Here is a 20,862-nt window from a genome sequence, read left to right on the forward strand (position 1 = left end):
ACTGCAGGCGCGGATGCGCCGCGCCGGCGATCCGCTTTGCGGGCTGCCGACCATTGGCACGCCCCTTTCGGGATTCGCGTTCCGCTACCGGGAAGCGGACGGCGAGCAGTACGTGTACGTGGAGGACCTGGCGCGCCGGCAGCTTGCCGGATACACGGTGTTCAACCGGCTCGTCGAGCTCGGCCGCCAGGCCGACCTGCACCTGCGGGCGCCGCACTCGAAGTATTCCCGGCACTACCAGCGCCGTGGCATCGGGTCCGCGGTGTACAGGTGGGCCCTGGAGCGCGGGATGTGCCTGATCACGGGTGCCAGGCAGTCGGTCGCAGCCCACTCCTTGTGGCATTCGCTGTCTGCGCGTTACGAGCTTGGCTACGTCGACCTGAGGGACAGGAAGCTGTCCTATCTGGGGCGGCACATCGCACCGGCGCTGCTGGCTGACTTCCACGCGCGGATGATCCTGCTTGGCCGCGGCTGGACCTTGGATCGCTTCGCATGCGAGACCGGTGCGCGGGTGGACGAGGCCGCGCAAGCAGTGATCTGACCGCCGCTGGCGGTGCGCTACGCGGTGCCCGGTGACTTCGACGGCATGACCAGCACGTTGCAGTTCGCTTCCCGCAGAGCGTCGTGGATGCACCTTGAGGGCATGCAGGTTGTCACCTTTGCAGCGCTCGGCCCTCTAATGGACAGAGGGATCCAAGGAACGAATCGTATCTGCGCCGCACTGTCCCTGCCTGTATTCGCGCGGCAGCTGAAGTCCGAAGCATCCCGCAGACCAGAGCCGCGAGATACAGCGGTATCAGAAACGCTAGCCGGACGAGCGCCCCTTCGCGGCGCGCGTGTACGGGCGTCCGCCCGCCCTCATGACTCGCGATGTATAGCTCAGCCTGCTGACCTCCGGCCGCGCGAGGTGTCGGACGTTGCACGGTTGCCTGCTATAGGCCCGGTTTCGATCACAAGTGCCATGACCGGCGGATTGCTGAACAGTGGTTGATTCGGATCCAGCGGCTAGAGCGGGCTACATGTCGCGAATGTCGGGGCGAACACTGGTCTAGTTCCCGCGCTGCTCTGTAACTGCGGCCCTGATCCGAAGCGGCTCATGGAGAGAGGAAAGGTCATGCAGATATCCGTCCCCTTTCGGGGAGCGCTGGTCTCTCCTTCCCGCCCAATCCCTCAAATTGATCGTCGTTCGGGAGCCGCATCGGGCTCGACCGGTGCAAGCAGTACGTCTGCGGCAAAGACTCTCGCCTCCGAATGAGGAGCCGAGACAGGTCGCGCCCGAGTGGGGGGTTTGGCCCAGTGGGTGGGCGAGGTCCCCCAGGAGAAAAGGACCCGATCCGACCGGGGCGCCTGCGCATCGATCAGGTACTCATTCATTGCCCCGTCCGGCCCTGGATGAGGTCTCTTACTGCATGACGGGCACGCGACATGCAAGGGTGCGCGCCCGCTCGCCCGAGCGGCATTGCCGGGCAGATCAACAAACCCAGGAGACCGTCATGACACAGAGAAGCAAGCTTCCAGGAATTTCCGCGGCCCTCGACGGCTTCCACCCAACGCCACTGGATGTTTTGGGCAAGCGGCGCGGCTGGACGTCCTTGCTCAAACGTGCGGCGCTGGGCATCGGTGTCGCGATGCTGGTGGCTTGCGGAGGTGGCAACGGTTCTTCCGCGCCGGGCGCGGAACAGAGCGTGCTGGCGAGCGGACGCGGTGGTGATGACCGCTCGACCCGGCGCGAACCGATCGACGATCCCATTCCGGGCGGCATCCGCAACGGCGCCATCCAGGTCGAGCTGCAGACGATCTCCGAGGGCAACGGCCTGACCGCTCCCAACTGGGGGACCTTTGCGCCCGGCCAGCCCCAAACGCTGTACGTGGTCGACCAGGATGGACCCCTGTGGGCGGTGGACGTGCGCACGGGCGCGAAGGCGCTGTGCCTGAACACGCGCGACCTGCTAGTGCCGCTCATCCCGGGTGACGAGCGCGGCTTTCTGGGCGCGGCCTTCCATCCGCAGTTCCAGGCGAACGGCCTGCTCTACACCTACACGTCGGAACCCTGCGCCGGATGCAACCCGCTCGGCCAGCCCAACCACCGCAGCGTGATCCGCGAATGGCGCCTCAATGCCATCCCCGCCAATCTCACGCGCGGCCCGGTCTCGGAGGAGCCTGCCACGGCCGCCTGCGTGCCCCAGATGGTCCGCGAGGTCTATACCTTCATCCAGCCGCAGTTCAACCACAACGGCGGCGCGATCTTCTTCGGCACACGACCTGACGACCGCAACCTGCTCTACGTCACCAGCGGCGACGGGGGCTGTGCCGACGACCAGGACAAGCAGCTCGGCCTGATCGGGGAGGGCCCTTGCATCGGCCACGGCCCCCAGGGCAACGCCCAGAACCCGGGCAACCCGCTGGGCAAGATCCTGCGCATCAACCCAGCCCGGACCTCGCCCTCGTTCGCGCCGGGCGACATCTACGCGCTGGGTTTCCGCAACCCGTTCCGCGGCTCCTCGGACCGCGCCGACCTGGGCGGTACCGGCGACATCTGGACGGCCGACGTCGGACAGAACCACGTCGAGGAGGTGGATGGTCCCGTGCTCCAGGGCGGCAACTATGGCTGGCGCGTCAAGGAAGGCCGGTACTTGTTCGATCCGGCGGGCTTCGAACTCTTCGGATTCGCGTCCGACGGTTTTCCGTTCGCGCTCTCACCCGGCCAACCTGCCGGCCTGATCGACCCGGTGGCGGAGTACGACCATGACGAGGGCGTGGCGGTGGTCGGCGGCTTCGTGTACCGCGGGTTGGCCATCCCGGCGCTGCGCGGCCGCTACGTGTTCGGCGACTACTCGCACCGGCCCAACTCGGGCAACGGCTCCGTGCTCTACCACGACCCGAACTTCAACCCGAATCCGAAAGACGCAACGCCGCGCGTGCTCAACCTGGTCAACGGCCGCATCAACGTGTTCGTCCACGGCTTCGGCGAAGACGCCGCCGGTGAGCTGTACGTGCTCTCGAGCAAGGCAGGCATCCCGTTCGAGGAGACCGGCATCATCATGAAGATCGTGCCCCGGTGCGCGCCGGACTCCGACTGCCGCGACTGATCAACGTTCTCGCTGCCTGGCTGGCATGGTCCGGCTGTGAAGCGGGATCCGGGGTTCTAGCCAATGCCGGCCGCGATGCCCTGCGGCCGGCATAAGCGGGCGGGCGCCCTGCTGGACACGGCCACGCTGCACGGCCTCCCTCTACGTCCGCGTTCGGAAGCGCGCGACGGAATCCCGACCGCGCGCAAAGGCATGGCTGGCAGCCGAACAGGCAGTAGTCTCCGCTGAGCGCGAAGTGGCGACGCGCAGGCTCCAACGCAGGCGCAGCTTGAGCGGCTGATCCAGGCGGCGACGTCACTGCGCCGGGATGCCGCGCCTTGTTCAAGCAGGTGCAGGGTCGCCAAGCAAGTTCAGTCGGCGAACTCGCCGGCTTCTTGATCACCTTGCTCCAGCGCGCCGTTTCCGCCTCCACGCACTTGCGGTGGCCTGCACGGTCGAGCCGGGTTGTCGCTGCCGGTCGGCCCCAAGGCTTCCTGGCGCTTGACCAGTTCGGGATCCTTGAGCGCTGCGCGCAATGCGGCGTTCAGCTTCGCCAGAACGGCAGGCGGAGTGCCACGGGGCGCATAAAGGCCGCGCCATACCTGCACGTTGAAGTTCGGCATCTTCTGCGTCGAACATCTCGTAACGAACGTGGCGCGCCTGTCTAGTTGTCCACAAAGCGTGCGGTTCCGCGCCGCGGGTACGGCGTAGTTCACCACTCATCAGTTCGGTCGAGCCTTTCGCGCCTGTCTGCACTACGTTGGAGGACGAAAAGGGGAGTCAGAAATGAGTGCTCAAGCTTGGATGGTCTGGCCCGGAAATGCCGGCGCCTCGATGCTGTTGCTGGCCGCGGTAGCGATGGCCTTCATGTACGCGGCGCGCGCGCCGATGCATGCATTGATCCGTTCGATAGGCCACGCGGTGGGCGGACCACTGCGCATGGCCGCGCGGTGGCTGTCCACCGCGGTGGCGGAGCTGCAGCAGCGCAACAAGGCGGTGCTGCTGGCAAAGGGCCGCCAGGACGCCGGCGCTCGCGTCAAGCGCGAGTTCGAGCGCCTGGGCGCGTTGGTCACGCGCGAGCTGCAGGGGTATCCCGCGATGCAACGCAAGCTGCTGGAGGACATCACCCGGCTCGAGGACGACTACAAGAAGTGCGGCGAGGTGCCGCCGACACCGCCGGAGTGGGCCGAAGCAGTGGCCGCCATGGCCAAGGTCCAGTCGATCGGCAGCGAAGTGATCACCGGGGTGCTCGAAGAGCTCAATCGTTCCGTCAGCGCCGCCCACGAGAAGGCGATGGGCGAGTACCGCAAAGCCTACGAGTCCCGCCACAAGATCCTTGGCGGCTTCCTGCCCCTTTGGCGGTCCGTGGACAAGAACCTGCAGCAAGTGGAGAAGAACGTCGCTGACGTGAAGAACAGCGTCAGGGGCGTCGACGACCACATGGCGAAGTACGAGCAGATCGTCGCCGGCACCGACAAGGCGCAGCACACGCTCACGGTCTCGGCCTTCACGGAATTCGCCATCGCGCTGCTGGTGATGCTGGTGGCGGCCGGCGGTGCCTTCATCAACTGCAAGCTGATCGCGCTGCCGATGTCGGAGATGGTGGGCGCCAGCGACTACATCACCGGCTCGCTGCGCACTTCCGACGTGGCGGCGCTGGTGATCGTCTGCGTCGAAGCCTCGATGGGCCTGTTCCTGCTGGAAGCGATGCACATCACCCACCTGTTCCCGAGTATCGCCAGCCTCAATGAGCGCACGCGCAAGCGCATGATGTGGATCGCGCTGACGCTGCTGGTGATCCTGGCGGGCGTGGAGGCGGCGCTGGCCCTGATGCGCGACCTGCTGATCGCCGACAAGCAGGCGCTGATCCAGTCGCTCGCCGCGATGCAGGCGCACGGCGCGAGCGACGGCTGGGTCGGCAGCATTCCCACGGCCGGCCAGATGCTGCTTGGCTTCATCCTGCCGTTCGCGCTGGCCTTCATCGCCATCCCGCTGGAGTCGCTGATCCACTCGGGGCGAACGGTCGGCGGCGTGCTGCTGATGGCGCTCGTCCGCACGGCGGCCCTGGCGCTGCGGGCGGCCGCGAACCTGGTGCGCAACGCGAGCCGGCTGCTGGTGCACCTGTACGACGTGCTGATTGCCGTGCCGCTGCTCATCGAGCGCGTGGTGAAGCGCCCTCGGGCGGTCACGGAAGGCGGCAAGACGCCCCGGTTCGAACACACGCACGCCTAGGAGAACAGCCATGAACAAGCGACAGTTCCTCGTCGCCCTGCCGGCGCTGGGGTTGGTTGGCACCGGCTGCGTCGACCCGCGCGAGCAGGCGCATGCGGTCTACATGCTGGTCGACACCTCCGGCACTTACGCGCAGGAGGCCGGGAAGGCGCAGCTCATCATCAATTACCTCCTGGGCACGCTGCAGCCCGGCGACTCGCTGGCCGTGGGGCGCGTCACGAGCCGCAGCTTCAGCGAGAAGGACATCGTGGCCAAGGCGACGTTCGACACCCGGCCGTCGCACGCCAACAACCAGAAGCGCGCGTTCAAGGACAGCATCGCGACGGCATTCCGGGGCATCACCGGCAGCAGCTACACCGACATCACCGGCGGGCTGTTGCAGGGTGCCGAGTACCTGAACGAGACCGGCGCGGGCACCAGGACCATGATCGTCTTCTCCGACATGCAGGAGGAACTCGGAAAGGGCACCAAGCGCGACTTCCCGATCATCCTGAAGAACATACGCGTCGTGGCCGTCAACGTGGTCAAGCTCGACACGGACAACGCCGATCCGCGCCGCTACCTCGGCCGGCTGGATGCCTGGGAGAAGCGCGTGCGGGAAGCGGGTGCGTCCGAATGGCGCGTGATCAATGACCTGCAGCGCCTGGATCGCATTCTGGTGAGGGCCTAGCGGCATATCCTGATTTCCTACACGCGGCCGGCAGCCTCGTGGATGTCCGAGTCGTGCTGCGGAAAGCATTGCTCTCGGACCTCGGTGCCACCGGCCCCGTAGCTCCGTGAATCATGGGGTGCCGGCGCCGGCAGGCGGCGATCAGCGCATGTTCGTGCCTGGGCATGCGCGAATCGGCCAGGCCGCGCACGCTCAACGAGCCGTCGCGAACCGGCGCTCCGCGCCCTCCTGCCCTGCGGGAGCAGTGGCCTCCCAGCCGCCGCCGATGGCGCGGATCAGCCCGACGGTCGCCTGGTACTGCGCCGATCGCACCTGCAGCGCCTGTCGGCGGTTGCGCAGTTCGCTGCGGCGGGCATCGAGCAGTTCCAGCTGGCTCACCAGGCCATTGCGGTAGCGCGTTTCCGAGATCGCGCTCGCGCGGAGGGCGGAGCCGACGGCGCGGCCCTGGGCTTTGGCCTGCTCGTCCAGCAGCCGCAGCGCGGCGAGCTGGTCCTCGACTTCGCGGAAGGCTTCGAGCAGCTGGCCGCGGTACTGGGCCAGCTGCGCATCGAGCTGCGCCTGCGCGGACTGCACGGCGGCCTCGCGCCGCCCCCCGTCGAAGAGCGGCAGCGACAACAGCGCGCCGATGGACCACGCACGGGCCGACCACTTGAACAGGTCGCCCAGCTCGGGCGAGGCGAAGCCGCCATCCGCCGTGAGGGCCACGTCGGGGAACCAGGCCGCCTGCGCGACGCCCACGCGGGCCTGCGCGGCCAGCAGCGCCGACTGCGCGGCCGCGACGTCCGGCCTGCGCGCGAGCACCGTGCCCGGCACGCCGGCCGGGATCACGGGAAGCGCGCTCGTCCACGGGGCCGGCTCGAGCGAAAACGCGGACGCGCTCTCGCCCACCAGCACGGCCAGCGCGTGCTCCAGCTGCGCGCGCTGGCGATCGAGCGCCAGCGCGTCGGCCTCGGTGCCCGCGAGTTCGGCCTGCACCCGCACGACGTCGAGCTCGGCCACGTCGCCGGCCTGGTGGCGGCGCTGCGTCAGGCGCAGCGTGCCGTCGTAGGCGGCGACGGTCTCGCGCACCAGGGCGCGCTCGGCGTCCAGCGCCCGCAGCGACAGGTACAGCTGCGCCGCCTCGGCCTGCACCAGCAGGCGCGTGCTCTGGAGCAGCGCTTCGCGCGATTGCGCATCGAGCACCGAGGCCTGCTGCGCGCGCGAGAGGCGGCCGAACAGGTCCAGCTCCCACGACAGGCTGGCGCCCGCCTGCAGCAGCGTGCCGGGCGTCGCGCCTTGCGGCGTGTTGGCGCCGGCCTGGCGCACGGCGCTGGCGCCCACGCCGACTTGCGGCAGGCGATCGGCCCGCGCGCTGCGCACGAGGGCGCGCGCTTGCGCGAGCCGCGCGGCGGCTTCCTGCAACGCCGTGCTGCGCTCGCCCGCCTGTTCGACGAGGCGGTCCAGCTGCGGGTCGCGGAAGGCCTTCCACCACTCGCCGCGGTCCTGCGCCTCGGCGGGGCCGGCGACGGTCCACCGTGCGCCTTCCTTGAATTGCGCGGGGACCGGCGCGGCTTGCGGCAGCGGCGGCAGCGCGGTGGCGCAGCCGGCCAGGAGCAGCGCGGCCATGAGCGGGGCGAATGCGAGTTGCTTCATGGATGACTCCGTGTTCATTCCTGGTGGGGTGCCGCGGGCACGACGCGCGCGGCACCACCGGCGCCGGCGGGCTGCGGCAGGTCGACGTGGGTGGAGGGCTGGTGCTGCCGCAGCGGGCGGTTGCCGGCCAGCCGGCGCAGCGCCACGTAGAAGACCGGGGTGAGGAACAGGCCGAAAGCCGTCACACCGATCATTCCCGCGAACACGGCCACGCCCATGGCCTGCCGCATCTCCGAGCCGGCGCCGGTGGACAGCACCAGGGGCAGCACACCCATCACGAAGGCCAACGAGGTCATCAGGATCGGCCGCAGCCGCAGCCGCGCCGCCTCGAGCGCCGCCTGTACCGGCGTGCGTCCCGCGAACTCCAGCTCGCGCGCGAACTCCACGATCAGGATGGCGTTTTTGGCCGACAGCCCCACCAGCACCATCAGCCCGATCTGCGTGAACATGTTGTTGTCCCCACCGGAGAGCCACACGCCGGTCATCGCGGCCAGCAGGCCCATGGGCACGATCAGGATGATGGAAAGCGGAAGCGTGAGGCTCTCGTACTGCGCGGCCAGCACGAGGAATACCAGCAGGATGGCCAGCGGGAACACCCAAACCGCGGAATTGCCGGCCAGGATCTCCTGGTAGGTCAGGTCGGTCCATTCGAACGCGATGCCCGGCGGCAGCGTCTCGGCGGCGATGCGCTCGACGGCCGACTGCGCCTGGTGCGAGGAGAAGCCCGGCGCCGGCCCGCCGTTGATGTCGGCGGAGAGGTAGCCGTTGTAGCGCATCGCGCGTTCGGGCCCGTAGCTCTCGCGCACCTTCATCAGCGCCGACAGCGGCACCATCTCGCCCGAGGACGCGCGCACCTTCAGCGCGCCGATGTCGTCTGCGCGCGCGCGATAGGCGGCGTCCGCCTGCACCCGCACCGAGTACGTCCGGCCGAACTTGTTGAAGTCGTTGACGTACAGGCTGCCCAGGTAGATCTGCATCGTGTCGAAGATGTCCTGCACGGGCACGCCCAGCTGGCGGGCCTTGGTGCGGTCGATGTCGGCCCACAGCTGCGGCACGTTGACCTGCCAGCTGGTGAACAGCCCGGCGAGCTCCGGCGCCTTCGATGCCCTGGCCATGAAGGCCTTCACCGCCGCGTCCATTGCGTCGTAGCCGAGCGAGGCGCGGTCCTCCAGCTGCAGCTTGAAGCCGCCCGTGGTGCCGATGCCCTGCACCGGCGGGGGCGGGAACATCACGATGAACGCGTCCTGGATGCCGGAGAACGCCTGGTTGAGCTGCATCGCCACCGCGGCGCCGCTCTGGTCGGCGTTGCGGCGCTCCTCGAACGGCTTGAGCATCGCGAACACGATCCCCGAGTTGGAGCTGTTGGTGAAGCCGTTGATCGACAGGCCGGGGAAGGCGAGGGTGTTCTCGACATTCGGGTTCTTCTGGGCGATCTCGCCCATGCGGCGGATCACCGACTCCGTGCGGTCGAGGGTGGCGCCGTCGGGCAGCTGCGCGAAGCCGATCAGGTACTGCTTGTCCTGCGCCGGCACGAAGCCGCCGGGCACCGCCTTGAACAGGCCGAACGTCGCCGCGGCCAGCACCAGGTACAGGCCCAGCATCAGCGCCTTGCGGCCGATCACGCCGCGCAGGCCGTCCCCGTAGGCGTGCGCGCCGCGGCCGAACGCGCGGTTGAAGCCGCGGAACAGCCAGCCGAACCAGCGGTCCGTGAAGCGGGTGAGGGCGTCCTTGGGCTGGTCGTGGCCGCGCAGCAGGAGCGCCGCCAGGGCGGGCGACAGCGTCAGCGAATTGATCGCCGAGATGACCGTGGAGATCGCGATGGTGACGGCGAACTGCCGGTAGAACTGGCCCGTCAGGCCGCTGATGAACGCCAGCGGCAGGAACACCGCCACCAGCACCAGCGCGATCGCGATGATCGGCCCCGATACCTCCCGCATCGCCTGGTAGGTGGCCTGCAGCGGCGACAGTCCCGCTTCGATGTTGCGCTCGACGTTCTCCACCACCACGATGGCGTCGTCGACCACGATGCCGATCGCCAGCACCAGGCCGAACAGGCTGAGCGCGTTGATCGAGAAGCCCAGCAGGTGCAGCACCGCGAAGGTGCCCACCACCGACACCGGCACCGCCAGCAGCGGGATGACGGACGCGCGCCAGGTCTGCAGGAACAGGATCACGACCAGCACCACCAGCCCGATCGCCTCCAGCAGCGTCTGCACCACCGAGCTGATCGAGGCGCGCACGAACTGCGTCGGGTCGTAGGCGATGCGGTACTCCACGCCCTCGGGCATGGCGCGGGCGATCTCCTGCATGGTGGCGCGCACCTGGGCCGAGATCTCCAGGGCGTTGGAGCCGGGCGCCTGGAACACGCCGATGCCCACCGCGGGCTGGTTGTCCAGCAGCGAGCGAAGGGAATAGTCGGCCGCGCCCAGCTCGAGCCGCGAGACGTCGCGCAGCCGGGTCACCGCGCCCTCGGGGCCGGTCTTGACGATGATGTCGCCGAACTCCTCCTCGTTCGTGAGGCGGCCCTGGGCGTTGATCGACAGCTGCGTGTCCACCCCCGGCAGCCCCGGCGAGGCGCCCACCACGCCCGCGGCGGCCTGAACGTTCTCGCCGCGGACCGCCCGCACCACGTCGCCGGCCGACAGGCCGCGCTGCGCGACCTTCTGCGGATCGAGCCAGATGCGCATCGCGTATTCGCCGCCGCCCCAGATGCCCACCTGGCCCACGCCCTGGATGCGGGCCAGCCGGTCCTTGACGTTGAGCACTGCGTAGTTACGCAGGTAGTCCATGCCGTAGCGGCCGTTGGGCGAGACGAGGTGCACCACCATCGTGATGTCCGGCGAGCTCTTGACCGTGGACAGGCCCAGGCGGCGCACTTCCTCCGGCAGCCGCGGCTCGGCCTGGGAGACGCGGTTCTGCACCAGTTGCTGCGCCTTGTCCGGGTCGGTGCCCAGGCGGAAGGTGACGTTGAGCGTGAGCAGGCCGTCCGTGGTGGCCTGGCTGCTCATGTAGAGCATGCCTTCGACGCCATTGATCGCCTCCTCCAGCGGAGTGGCCACGGTCTCGGCGATCACCTTCGGGTTGGCGCCGGGATAGTTGGCCCGCACCACCACGGTGGGCGGCACCACCTCGGGGTATTCGGAGATCGGCAGGCCGCGCAGCGCGATCAGGCCCGCCAGGAAGATGAGCACCGACAGCACGCCCGCGAAGATCGGGCGGTCGATGAAGAAGCGCGAGAAGTTCATGGCAGGCCTTTCGCGCCGGTCAGCGGGTGGCGACCGTCTGCGGCGCCGCCTCCGGGCGGGCCGCCATCTCGACCGGCTGCGGCTGGACCACCGCGCCGGGGCGCACGCGCTGCAGGCCGTTGACCACGATGCGCTCGCCGGCCTTGAGGCCGCTGCGCACGACGCGCAACCCGTCCACCGGCGCGCCGAGCGCGACTTCGCGGTACTCGGCCTTGTCGCCGTCGCCGATGACGAGCACGAACTTCTTGTCCTGGTCGGTTGCGACCGCGCGCTCGCTGACCAGCAGCACGCGCGAAGGCTTGGGCTGTCCCATGCGGATGCGCGCGAACTGGCCGGGGATCAGGCTGCCGTCGGGGTTGTCGAAAGCGGCGCGCACGCGGATCGTGCCGCTGCGGGCGTCGACCTGGTTGTCGATCAGCTGCAGGCGCCCCTCGTGCGCGCGCTCGCTGCCGGCCGCCGTTTCCATGCGCACCGGGATGCGCTCGACCAGCTGCCGCGCGCTCGCGCCGCTGGGCAGCTCGCGCAGCGCTCGCACGATGGTCTGCTCGTCGGCCTCGAAGCTCGCGTAGATCGGGCTGACCGACACCAGCGTGGTGAGCACGGGCGCGCCCGGCCCGGCGGCCACCAGGTTGCCCACCGTCACCTCCAGCTTGCCGATGCGGCCCGAGACCGGCGCGCGCACCTGCGTGTACGACAGGCTCAGGCGCGCGGCCTGCAACTGCGCCTGGGCGGCGCGCAGGTTCGCCTCGGCTTCGCGAAGGCCGTTCACGCGCTCGTCGACCTCGCGCTGCGCGATCGCGCTCTCTTCCCAGAGCCGGCGCGCGCGGGCGTGTTCGCTGCCGGCGTGCGTCAGGCGCGCCTGCGCCGCGGCCACTTGCGCCTCGGCACGCTCGGCCTCGGCGGCGTACGGCGCGGGATCGATGGTGACGAGCAGGTCGCCCGTGCCCACGATGGCGCCCTCGCGGAAGTGCACGGCCTGCACCGCGCCGGCCACCCGCGATCGCACCTCGACGCGCTCGACCGCCTCGAGCCGGCCGGAGAACTCGTCCCAGGTGGTGACCTCGTGCTCCGCGACGGTGGCCACGGACACCGGCACCGCGGCGGGCGCCGACGGCGGCGCGCCGGCATGCGCGCCTTGCCGGGGCGTGAAGACGATGGCTGCGGCGGCGGCCACCGCCATGGTGCCGGCGGCGGCCCACCACCGGTACGAGGAGCGTTCGAACAGGTTCTTCATGGCGATCTTTCCTTCGGGACGATTCTTTTCGGGACGAGCGAGCCCCGCAGGCCATCGTTCGGCCTGCCACGGGGGCAAGGTCAAGGGGCGCGCGAACATCCGCGCGCGTGAAGCGCGCTAGCTGGGCGGCGGTATCGGCGCCTGGAAGAAGTCGGCCAGCCGGCACGACGCCTGGCCGGCGCACGGACAGTCCTGCGGCAGGGCGTGCTCGAGCGACTCGGGCCAGCCGGTGGGGACCTCCAGCATCGCGCAGGTCACGGATACGCCGGCGCCGCGCAGCCGCTGCGCATAGGCGGCGGCCTCGTCGCGCATCGGATCGTCGCTGCCCGTGAGCACCAGCGTGCGCGGCAGGTCGACCAGGCGCCGCGCACGGCCGGGCACGGCATAGGGGTGCTCGGCGTCCATCGGACCGCGCAGGTAGTTCTGCCAGCCTTCGGCCCAGCGGCATTCCACCTGTTCGCCCAGCTTGTCGCGCAGCGACGGCGTGGCGGTGCAGGGGTCGAGCATCGGTGAGACGAGGATCTGCCCGGCCAAGGCGGGCTGGCGCCGGTCGCGCGCCATCATCGCCACCGCCGCTGCAAGGCTGGCGCCGGCCTCCTCACCCGCCACGTGCAGCGGCGCGTCGCGGCCCGCCAGGACCGTGCGCTGCCGGTGCAGCCACAGCAGGACCGCATACCCGGCCTCGACCGCTTCGGGAAAGCGGTGCTGCGGCGCGAGCGGGTAGTCGAAGGACGCGACCACTGCGCCGGCGCCGGCGATCAGCGTTGCCAGCTGCGCGCCGCTGTCGAGGTCGCCCGTGGTGAAGCTGCCGCCGTGGAAATGCAGCACCAGCGGCATCGCCTTGCCGCGCGCCTTGCGGCCCCACACGCGGACGTCGCGGCCCAGCCCGGGGACGGGCAGGACGCGGAAGCCAGGTGTGGACGCAGGGGCAGCCATGACGCGAAGGATAGGCACGCAATCTCTGCGGATAAAGCAGCCGCCGGCCAGTTCTGTGTTTCCGGGCGATGAACAATGGCGCCCGGAAGGGAAACGGCCGACCCGGCCGAACGGCGCCCACGAGGCGCCCGAAGGAGCGAAAAAGAATGGACAGGATCCAGGCCATGCAGGTGTTCGCGCGCGTGGTGGAAACAGGCAGCTTCACCCGCGCGGCCGAATCGTTGAACCTGCCGAAGGGCTCGGTGACAAAGCTCGTGCAGCAGCTGGAGGCGCGGCTCAAGGTTCGCCTGCTGAATCGCACCACGCGCCAGGTGACGCTCACCGCCGACGGCGCCGCGTACTACGAGCGCACTTCGCGGCTGCTCAACGACCTGGACGACATCGAGGCCAGCATGAGCAACGCGCAGGCCAACCCCAGTGGGCGCTTGCGCGTGGACGTCGGCACTTCGGTGGCCCGGCTCATCGTCATCCCCGCCCTGCCCGAGTTCTGCAGGCGGTATCCCGACATCAGCATCGACCTGGGCGTTACCGACCGCATGGTGGACCTGATCGGCGACAACGTCGACTGCGTGATCCGCGGTGGCGAACTGCTGGAGCAGTCGCTCGTGGCGCGCCGGGTCGGCAACATGCGGCTGGTGACGGTGGCGGCGCCCTCGTACCTGCGCGAGCGCGGACAGCCGAAGCACCCGTCCGACCTGGAGTCCGATGGGCACACGACAGTCAATTACTTCTCGACGCGCACCGGCCGGCCTTATCCCCATGTGTTCGAACGGGGCGACGACGCGCTGGAGGTCTCGGGTCGCTACAAGGTGTCGGTCAACGAGGCGAACGCGCACCTGGCTGCCGTGCTGGCTGGCCTCGGCGTTTCACAGGTCGCCGAATTCGGCGCCGCGCCGCACCTGCGCAGCGGGGACCTGGTGGAGGTACTGCCCGGATGGACCCGGCCCGCCATTCCGCTGCACGTCGTCTACCCGCCGAACCGCCACCTCAGCGCGAAGGTGCGCGCGTTCGTGGATTGGGTGGTGGAGCTGTTCGATGGGCGGGAGCACGCCGCCCCCCTCGGGCAACGCCGTGATGACGGTCTGTCGAATTCCCTCAGCGCCTAGCCGGCGCCTCAGCAGCATGCGTCGTCATCTGAAGCCGAGGGGCGGAATGGCTGGGGTGGCCAAGCGCAAGGCCAGCACCTACCAGCCGGGGGTGAGGTCTGCGGCGGCCGGCGCCGCTCCCCCTCAAACCGCCGAGAGACCCTTCAACAGCTTGTCGAGCGTGATCGGGTAGTCGCGCACTCGCACGCCCGTCGCGTTGTAGACCGCATTGGCCACGGCCGCCGCGGTGCCGCAGATGCCGAGCTCTCCCACACCCTTGGCCTTCATCGGCGAAGAGGTCGGGTCCGTTTCGTTCAGGAAGATCACATCCTGGTGCGGGATGTCCGCGTGCACAGGCACCTCATAGCCCGCGAGGTCGTGGTTGACGAACAAGCCGAGCCGCGTATCCACGGCCAGTTCCTCCATCAACGCCGCGCCTACGCCCATGGTCATGCCGCCGATCACCTGGCTGCGGGCGGTCTTGGGGTTGAGGATGCGGCCCGCCGCGCAGACGGCCAGCATGCGCCGCACGCGCGTCTCTCCCGTCGCGGCGTCCACGCCGACTTCGACGAAGTGCGCCCCGAACGTCGCCTGCTGCATCTGCTTGTTCAGGTCTCCGAATTCGATGGAGTCTTCCGCCACCAGTCCGTCCGGTCCTGCCACCTCGCCGAGCGGCACGCTGCGGGTCCCGCCGCGCACCTGGCCGTTGGCGAACACGGCATCCGTCGAAGCCAAGCCGGCCTTGCGTGCCACCGCTTCCCGCAGTTTCAGGCACGCCGCGTACACGCCGGCGGTGGCGCTGTTTCCGCCCCACTGCCCCCCGGAGCCGCACGACACCGGATAGGTCGAGTCGCCGAGGCGAACCAGCACCCGTTCCAGCCCCACGCCCATCATTTCCGCTGCGGTCTGGGCGATGACGGTGTAGCTGCCGGTGCCGATGTCGGTCATGTCGGTCTCGACGGTCACGAAGCCGCGTTGGTCGAGGCGCACGCGCGCGCCGGAGTTCATGACCAGGTTGTCGCGGATGGCTGCAGCCACCCCCATGCCAACCAGCCAGCGGCCGTCCCGCACGCGGCCGGGTTGAGCGTTGCGCTTGTCCCATCCAAAGCGCCTGGCGCCCAGGCGCAGGCATTCGACCAATTGCCGCTGCGAGAAGGGCGGACGTGGGTTGTGCTTTTCTTCGCCCGCCTTGGATTGCGGATCGTTGGACGCGGGCTTGGCCGGATTGTCGGGAACGAACTGCGTGTCGTTGGCGATGCGGAACGCAACCGGATCCATCCCGAGCTTTTCCGCCACCTCGTCGATCGCGATTTCGAGCGCAGCCAGGCCGGGCGCTTCGTTCGGTGCGCGCATCGCGTTGGCTTCAGGCAGGTCGAGCAACGCGATCCGGTTGGCCGTCATGCGGTGCGGCCCGGCATAAAGCGAGCGCGTCTGGATGGCCGCCGCTTCGGGCCCGCCCTCCGGCAGGTTGCCGGACAGGCTCTCGTGCGCGATCGCAGTGATCCTGCCATCGCGCGTGGCGCCGATGCGGATGCGCTGGATGGTCGCCGAGCGATGCACCGTGTTGTTCGGAATCAGGGCACGAGGCATGGCCACTCGCACCGGACGGAGGGCCGCGCGAGCGCCAAGGGCAGCCAGCAGGGCGTCTGCCCGCAGCCAGAGCTTGGCGCCGAAGCCGCCGCCGATGAAGGGCGAGCTGACCCTGACATTCTCCTTGGGGATGCCGAGCGTCTTGGCGACGTCGGCGGCGGTCCAGGCAATCATCTGGTTCGAGGTCCACAGCGTCAGTTGCTCACCGTTCCAGGCGGCCACGCTGGCGAAAGGCTCGATCATCGAATGCGACTCGTGCGCCGTGGTGTAGGTCGCATCCACCTGCACCGGCGCGTTGGCGAAGTTGCCGGCGAAGTCTCCGACCGCCGTCTCGGCGGCGGCGCCGTTGCTCTCCACTGGCTTGGCCGAGTCCTTGCGCGCGTCGAGCTCGAACGCTCCGGGCGCCCGTTCGTACCGGACCTTGAGCAGGTGGCCCGCGGCCCGCGCCTGCTCGAAAGTCTCCGCCACGACGACGGCGATGGCCTGGTGGTAGTGCTCGATGGCCGGGCCGCCGAGCAGGCGTGCCGTGTTGAAGGTGCCCTTGCCGAGTTGGCTGGCGTTGTCGGCTGTCACGATCGCCAGCACGCCGGGCGCGGCGCGCGCGGCGCTCACGTCCATGGAGACGATGCGCCCCTTCGGAATCGCTGAACCCACGATGTAGCCGTGCGCCTGGTGGGCCGCCACGTCGTGCCGGTCGTTGGCGTAACCGGCCGTCCCGGTCACCTTCAACGGGCCGTCGATGCGGTCCACGGGTTTGCCGACCACCTTGAGCTGGTCGATCGGATTGGTGGTGGCAGGAGTGTCGAATTTCATGATCAGCCCTTGGCTTCCGCCAGCACGGAGGCGAGGGTGCGCTGAACCAGCGGCACCTTGAATGCGTTGTCATGGGTCGTGCGCGCGCCGGCGAGCAAGGCCGCGGCCGCGGCGCCGGCGCCGCGCGGCAGTTCGGCTTCCGATGCTTCCACGCGCCACGGCTTGTGCGCGACGCCGCCCAGCGCCACCCGGCCGCTGCCGTCGCGCTGCACAATCGCGGCCACCGACACCAGCGCGAAGGCATAGGAAGCGCGGTCGCGCACCTTGCGATAGACCTGCCGGCCGCCCACGGGCCGCGGCAGCGTCACGGCCGTGATCAGCTCGCCCTGCTGCAACTCGGTCTCGACGTGGGGTGTCGCTCCGGGCAGGCGATGGAAGTCAGCAATGGGGATCACTCGCCGCGCCCCGTCGGGCCGTACGGTCTCGACGTTGGCGTCCAGCACCCGCAGCGCCACGGCCATGTCGCTCGGGTGCGTCGCGATGCAGGCGTCGCTCCAGCCGACCACGGCATGCTGACGGCTGAAGCCGCCGATCGCCGAGCAGCCGCTGCCGGGCAGGCGCTTGTTGCACGGCATGTTCGTGTCGTAGAAGTACGGGCACCGCGTGCGCTGCAGCAGGTTGCCCGCGGTCGTCGCCATGTTGCGCAACTGGCCCGAAGCCCCGGCCAGCAAGGCGCGCGACAGCACGGCGTAATCGCGTCGCACGCGGCGGTCGGCGGCCAGTTCGGTGTTGCGCACCAGCGCGCCGATGCGCAGGCCGCCTTCCGGCATGCCCTCGATCTTGTCGAGGCCCAAGCCGTTGACGTCCACCAGGTGCGTGGGCGCCTCGATCTGCAGCTTCATCAGGTCCAGCAGGTTGGTGCCGCCGGCCACGAACTTCGCGCCCGGGCGGGCGGCGACGGCCGCAGCCGCCTGCGCCGGGGTGGTGGCGCGCTCGAAGGTGAAGGGCTTCATGCTTTGACCCCCCCGACTTCCGAGATCGCGTCGACGATGTTGGAATACGCGCCGCAGCGGCAGAGGTTGCCGCTCATGCGCTCGCGCAGCTCGGCGGCGGACAACACCGGACGGGCATTCAGGTCGGAAGTGGCATGGCTGGGAACATCACGGCGGATCTCGTCGAGCACGGCGACGGCGGAACAGATCTGCCCCGGGGTGCAGAAGCCGCACTGGTAGCCGTCGTGCTTGATGAAAGCGGCCTGCATCGGGTGCAAGCGCTTGGGCGTGCCCAGCCCTTCGATGGTGGTGACTTTCGCGCCGGGGTGCATCACCGCGAGGCTCAGGCAGGAGACGGTGCGGCGGCCGTTCACGAGCACGGTGCAGGCGCCGCACTGGCCCTGGTCGCAGCCCTTCTTCGTGCCCGTGAGGTGCAGGTTCTCACGCAATGCGTCCAGCAGCGTCGTGCGGGTGTCCACGTTCAGCGTGCGCGGCGTGCCGTTCACTTCCAGGGTGACGCTGGACGTGACCGGCACTTCGGGGGCGGCGCGCTGGCCGTCCTGCGCCTCGGCCAGCGTCGGCACGGTGGCAGCGGCGGAAGCAGCGCCGGCCAGCAGCAGTTCGCGGCGCCGGAGAGTCGGTTCGTCGTGGAGGTTCATGGGGTTTCCTTCTGCGCGCATCACGCGCATGAGCGCCGCAGCATGGCGGAGCGATGGGGACCGCGCTGTAGGCGGTCTGAAGGTGCGGGCGTCAGCGGCACGGCGGTGGGGTCTCAGCAGGAGAGGGCCGCGCCCCCGAGCAGCAGCGACGCGGCGGCGCCGAGCAGGGACAGGCTGCTCCACAGCCCGGCCAGCGTGGCGGGATCGAAGACGCCGAAGTGGGCGACGGTGCGTGCTTGGAGCGATGCCATGGTGCGTTCCTTTCGTTCAGCGGGAGGGTGCGGGAGTCCGGTCGAGCGCGACGAGCGCGCGCCGTGCGGCATCGGCCTGTCCGCGTTGGGCCATCGCGCCGGCGGCGGCGCGCAGCTGCGCGGTGGTCAGGCCGACGTTCATGCTGATGCGGATGTGGGCCTGCAACTGCAAGTCCACGCCTTCCATTGCGGACAGCGCGCCAACAGTGGCCAGCTCGCGGCTCTGCCAATCGAGGTTGTCGCGGCCGAAGATGTCGCCGAACAGGTGCGTCTTCAGGTACTCGTCGATGGTGGGCGCGAACTCGAACAACGGCCCTGTCACGGGCGCGCCCGACAGCCGGGTCTGGTTGGCGGTGCCGAGTGCGCGCAATGCCTGGCCCGTGGGCAGCGGGGCCGGGTCGCGGCCCGCTGCGTCATGCAAACCGCGCTGCTTGCGCGCCTGCAGCACCTTCATCAGTTCCCCGAGTGCGTTCAGGCTGCGCGGGAACCCGGCGTAGGCATACATCTGGACCAGGATCTCCTTCGCGTCGCTGATGGACAGGCCCGCATCCAGGCCTTCTTCCAGCGCCGCGGACAGCTGCGGCAGGTCGCCGCGCGCGGCGGCGGCGCCGATCGGCGCGATCGCCAGCTGCTTGCGGGTGAGGGCGTTCGTGGTGTCCATGGCGGCGGGCGTGGGTTGCGCGTGCAGTGGTGGGTGCGCGAAGACGGTGAGGGACGCGGCGGCGGCGAAGACGGCACGGCGGCGCATCGCGTCAGCGGGCCTTGTATTGCTCATCGCCGACCTTCTCCATCCATGTCACGTTCCTGCCGTCCAGCGTGCCGGTCACGGCAAGATGGGTCATGGCGGTTCCCGGCGCCGCGCCGTGCCAGTGCTTCACGTTCGGTGGGCACCACACCACGTCGCCGGGGCGGATGACCTGCACCGGCTTGCCTTGCTCCTGCGTCAGCCCGACGCCGGACATCACGACCAGGCGCTGGCCTGCCGGGTGCGTGTGCCACGCCGAGCGGGCGCCCGGCTCGAACGTGACGTAGGCGCCGGAGGCGTTGATGCCGGGGTCGGCCGGCCACAGGGGGTCGACGCGCACGCGGCCGGTGAAGTACTCGGCGCGGCCGGCCGCCGACGGCTGCGAGCCCGCGGGCGTGATCTGCTGCGCAGCCGACGTGGGAGGGGTCTGCGCATGGCCGGTGCCCGCCGCCAGGTGGATCAGGACAGCGCAGGTGGTGGCCAGTGTCGACTTCATCGTCATGGTTTCCTTTCGGGGATCAGGCCGCGCGGGGTTGCAGGCGCGTGCCTCGGCCCACGGCCAGCGCGGCGAGCGCGAGGAGGGCGGCGCCGCCGAGGAATGTCGCGGTGATGGAGAAGTGGTCGAGCAGCCAGCCGCCGAGGGCGGCGCCGAGCATGATCGCCAGCTGGATGGCGGCGACCAGCAGCCCGCCACCCGCTTCCGGTTCGTCGGCCACGCCTTTCGCGAGCCAGTTCGACCAGCACACCGGGATCGCGGCGTTGATCGCGCCCCACGCGACCATCGCCAGCCCGACGGCGCGCAGGTCGCCGGCGCCGGCCAACATCGCGAGCGTCACCGCCGCCAAGGCCAGCGGCAGCGCGCCGAGCAGCGCGTACAGGTGCCGCCGCAGCAGCGCCGTCGCGGCCGAGGTCCCCGCGAAGCCCGCGGCGCCCAGGCCCAGCAGCAGCAGGGAGATCTGGGGTAGCGTGGCCTGCGCCGAGGTCTCCAGGAACGGGCGCAGGTAGGTGAACGTGGCGAACGCGCCGCCGAACGAGAGCATCACGCCCAGCATCGCGAACGCCACGTTGCGGCGCCCCAGGAGGCCGAGCACGCGCCGCAACGGGATGGTCGCCGGCGGGCGCATCGCGGGCAGGCTGGTCCATTGCCACGCGAGGTTGAGTGCGGCCAGGGGCACCAGGATCCAGAACACGCCGCGCCAGCCCATCACGCCGCCGAGGTAGCTGCCCACCGGCGCCGCCACGGCGGTCGCGACCGCATTGCCCATGTACAGCACGCCCATCGCTTTCGGCAGCGAAGCGCGCGGCACCAGCCGCATGACCGTGGCGGTCGAGAGCGCCCAGAACCCGCCGACCGTGACGCCGAGCAGCGCCCGGGCAGCCATCAGCACAGTGAAGTTCGGCGCCAGCGCGATCAGCACCAGCGACGCCAGCATGCAGCCCGTCAGCGTCATCAGCACCACGCGGCGGTCGAAGCGCCCCGCAATCGGTGCAATGAGCAGGCTGGTGAGCACAGCGAACAGTCCCGAGATGGAGATGGCCTGCCCCGTCATGCCGCTGGTCGCGTTCAGGTCCTGCGCCATCGGCGTCAGCAGGCTCACCGGCATGAACTCGGCGGCTATGAGCAGGGCGACGCACAGGGTCATCGAGCCGACGGCGCTCCAGGCACCGAGAGCCAGGCCCGCGGCCGGGGTGGCGCGAAGAACGAAGGTCGAGGTCGTTTGCATGGGTCGGTGATCCTAGGAACGAAACGCCGCGCGCGACCGGCCTGCG

General features: G+C 69.8%; 17 protein-coding genes. 5 read left to right on the top strand and 12 right to left on the bottom strand.

Annotation, left to right across the window (positions count from 1 at the left end):
* Window positions 1-13 precede the first annotated feature (13 nt).
* Window positions 14-541, top strand: a complete 528-nt coding sequence (locus EZ313_RS03290) for an N-acetyltransferase (protein WP_338106282.1) — start codon at window positions 14-16, stop codon at window positions 539-541.
* A gap of 952 nt (window positions 542-1,493) precedes the next feature.
* A complete protein-coding gene (locus tag EZ313_RS03295; protein ID WP_167772487.1) occupies window positions 1,494-3,089 on the top strand; it encodes a PQQ-dependent sugar dehydrogenase in 1,596 nt (531 codons plus the stop codon).
* 350 nt (window positions 3,090-3,439) lie between these two features.
* Here the strand turns inward: EZ313_RS03295 and EZ313_RS23745 are convergent, their stop codons facing one another.
* On the bottom strand, window positions 3,440-3,691 hold the full coding sequence (locus EZ313_RS23745; RefSeq protein WP_338106284.1) for a tripartite tricarboxylate transporter substrate-binding protein: 252 nt from the start codon (window positions 3,689-3,691) through the stop codon (window positions 3,440-3,442).
* A 163-nt stretch (window positions 3,692-3,854) separates the two neighbouring features.
* Between EZ313_RS23745 and EZ313_RS03305 the strand changes: the two genes are divergently transcribed.
* Window positions 3,855-5,300 carry a hypothetical protein gene (locus EZ313_RS03305; RefSeq protein WP_135261785.1) on the top strand — a complete coding sequence of 482 codons (1,446 nt, stop codon included), beginning with the start codon at window positions 3,855-3,857 and terminating at the stop codon, window positions 5,298-5,300.
* A 10-nt stretch (window positions 5,301-5,310) separates the two neighbouring features.
* Complete coding sequence (locus tag EZ313_RS03310) at window positions 5,311-5,970, top strand: VWA domain-containing protein (RefSeq protein WP_135261786.1); 660 nt, start codon at window positions 5,311-5,313, stop codon at window positions 5,968-5,970.
* Between the two features lie 192 nt (window positions 5,971-6,162).
* On the opposite strand, the gene EZ313_RS03315 is transcribed toward EZ313_RS03310, so the two are convergent.
* The 4 genes from EZ313_RS03315 to EZ313_RS03330 all read right to left on the bottom strand — a co-directional run bounded on the left by EZ313_RS03315 (window position 6,163) and on the right by EZ313_RS03330 (window position 13,017).
* Window positions 6,163-7,602, bottom strand: a complete 1,440-nt coding sequence (locus tag EZ313_RS03315) for an efflux transporter outer membrane subunit (RefSeq protein ID WP_240788517.1) — start codon at window positions 7,600-7,602, stop codon at window positions 6,163-6,165.
* A 14-nt stretch (window positions 7,603-7,616) separates the two neighbouring features.
* On the bottom strand, window positions 7,617-10,847 hold the full coding sequence (locus EZ313_RS03320) for an efflux RND transporter permease subunit (protein WP_135261788.1): 3,231 nt from the start codon (window positions 10,845-10,847) through the stop codon (window positions 7,617-7,619).
* A gap of 19 nt (window positions 10,848-10,866) precedes the next feature.
* Window positions 10,867-12,081, bottom strand: a complete 1,215-nt coding sequence (locus tag EZ313_RS03325; RefSeq protein WP_135261789.1) for an efflux RND transporter periplasmic adaptor subunit — start codon at window positions 12,079-12,081, stop codon at window positions 10,867-10,869.
* A gap of 117 nt (window positions 12,082-12,198) precedes the next feature.
* Window positions 12,199-13,017 carry an alpha/beta hydrolase gene (locus EZ313_RS03330; RefSeq protein WP_135261790.1) on the bottom strand — a complete coding sequence of 273 codons (819 nt, stop codon included), beginning with the start codon at window positions 13,015-13,017 and terminating at the stop codon, window positions 12,199-12,201.
* 146 nt (window positions 13,018-13,163) lie between these two features.
* Here EZ313_RS03330 and EZ313_RS03335 point away from each other — a divergent pair, with 146 nt between their 5' ends.
* Complete coding sequence (locus EZ313_RS03335; RefSeq protein ID WP_135261791.1) at window positions 13,164-14,123, top strand: LysR family transcriptional regulator; 960 nt, start codon at window positions 13,164-13,166, stop codon at window positions 14,121-14,123.
* Window positions 14,124-14,246: 123 nt separating this feature from the next.
* Here EZ313_RS03335 and EZ313_RS03340 read toward each other — a convergent pair whose 3' ends face one another.
* The 7 genes from EZ313_RS03340 to EZ313_RS03365 all read right to left on the bottom strand — a co-directional run bounded on the left by EZ313_RS03340 (window position 14,247) and on the right by EZ313_RS03365 (window position 20,816).
* On the bottom strand, window positions 14,247-16,505 hold the full coding sequence (locus EZ313_RS03340) for a xanthine dehydrogenase family protein molybdopterin-binding subunit (RefSeq protein ID WP_135261792.1): 2,259 nt from the start codon (window positions 16,503-16,505) through the stop codon (window positions 14,247-14,249).
* 2 nt (window positions 16,506-16,507) lie between these two features.
* Complete coding sequence (locus tag EZ313_RS03345; protein ID WP_135261793.1) at window positions 16,508-17,458, bottom strand: FAD binding domain-containing protein; 951 nt, start codon at window positions 17,456-17,458, stop codon at window positions 16,508-16,510.
* A complete protein-coding gene (paoA, locus tag EZ313_RS03350; RefSeq protein WP_135261794.1) occupies window positions 17,455-18,096 on the bottom strand; it encodes an aldehyde dehydrogenase iron-sulfur subunit PaoA in 642 nt (213 codons plus the stop codon). The genes EZ313_RS03345 and paoA overlap by 4 nt, the downstream gene beginning before the upstream one ends.
* Window positions 18,097-18,209: 113 nt before the next feature.
* The gene (locus EZ313_RS23175) at window positions 18,210-18,347 is read right to left on the bottom strand and encodes a hypothetical protein (protein WP_167772488.1); all 138 of its coding nucleotides are present in this window, start codon (window positions 18,345-18,347) and stop codon (window positions 18,210-18,212) included.
* Between the two features lie 16 nt (window positions 18,348-18,363).
* Window positions 18,364-19,095, bottom strand: coding sequence for a carboxymuconolactone decarboxylase family protein (locus tag EZ313_RS03355; RefSeq protein ID WP_420849274.1), 732 nt, complete (start codon window positions 19,093-19,095; stop codon window positions 18,364-18,366).
* 4 nt (window positions 19,096-19,099) lie between these two features.
* Window positions 19,100-19,594, bottom strand: a complete 495-nt coding sequence (locus EZ313_RS03360) for a (R)-mandelonitrile lyase (protein ID WP_205960324.1) — start codon at window positions 19,592-19,594, stop codon at window positions 19,100-19,102.
* Window positions 19,595-19,610: 16 nt separating this feature from the next.
* Window positions 19,611-20,816: an MFS transporter gene (locus EZ313_RS03365; protein ID WP_135261796.1), complete on the bottom strand. Its 1,206-nt coding sequence runs from the start codon at window positions 20,814-20,816 to the stop codon at window positions 19,611-19,613.
* Window positions 20,817-20,862: the final 46 nt, after the last annotated feature.

It is taken from the genome of Ramlibacter henchirensis (assembly GCF_004682015.1).
Taxonomy (GTDB): domain Bacteria; phylum Pseudomonadota; class Gammaproteobacteria; order Burkholderiales; family Burkholderiaceae_C; genus Ramlibacter; species Ramlibacter henchirensis.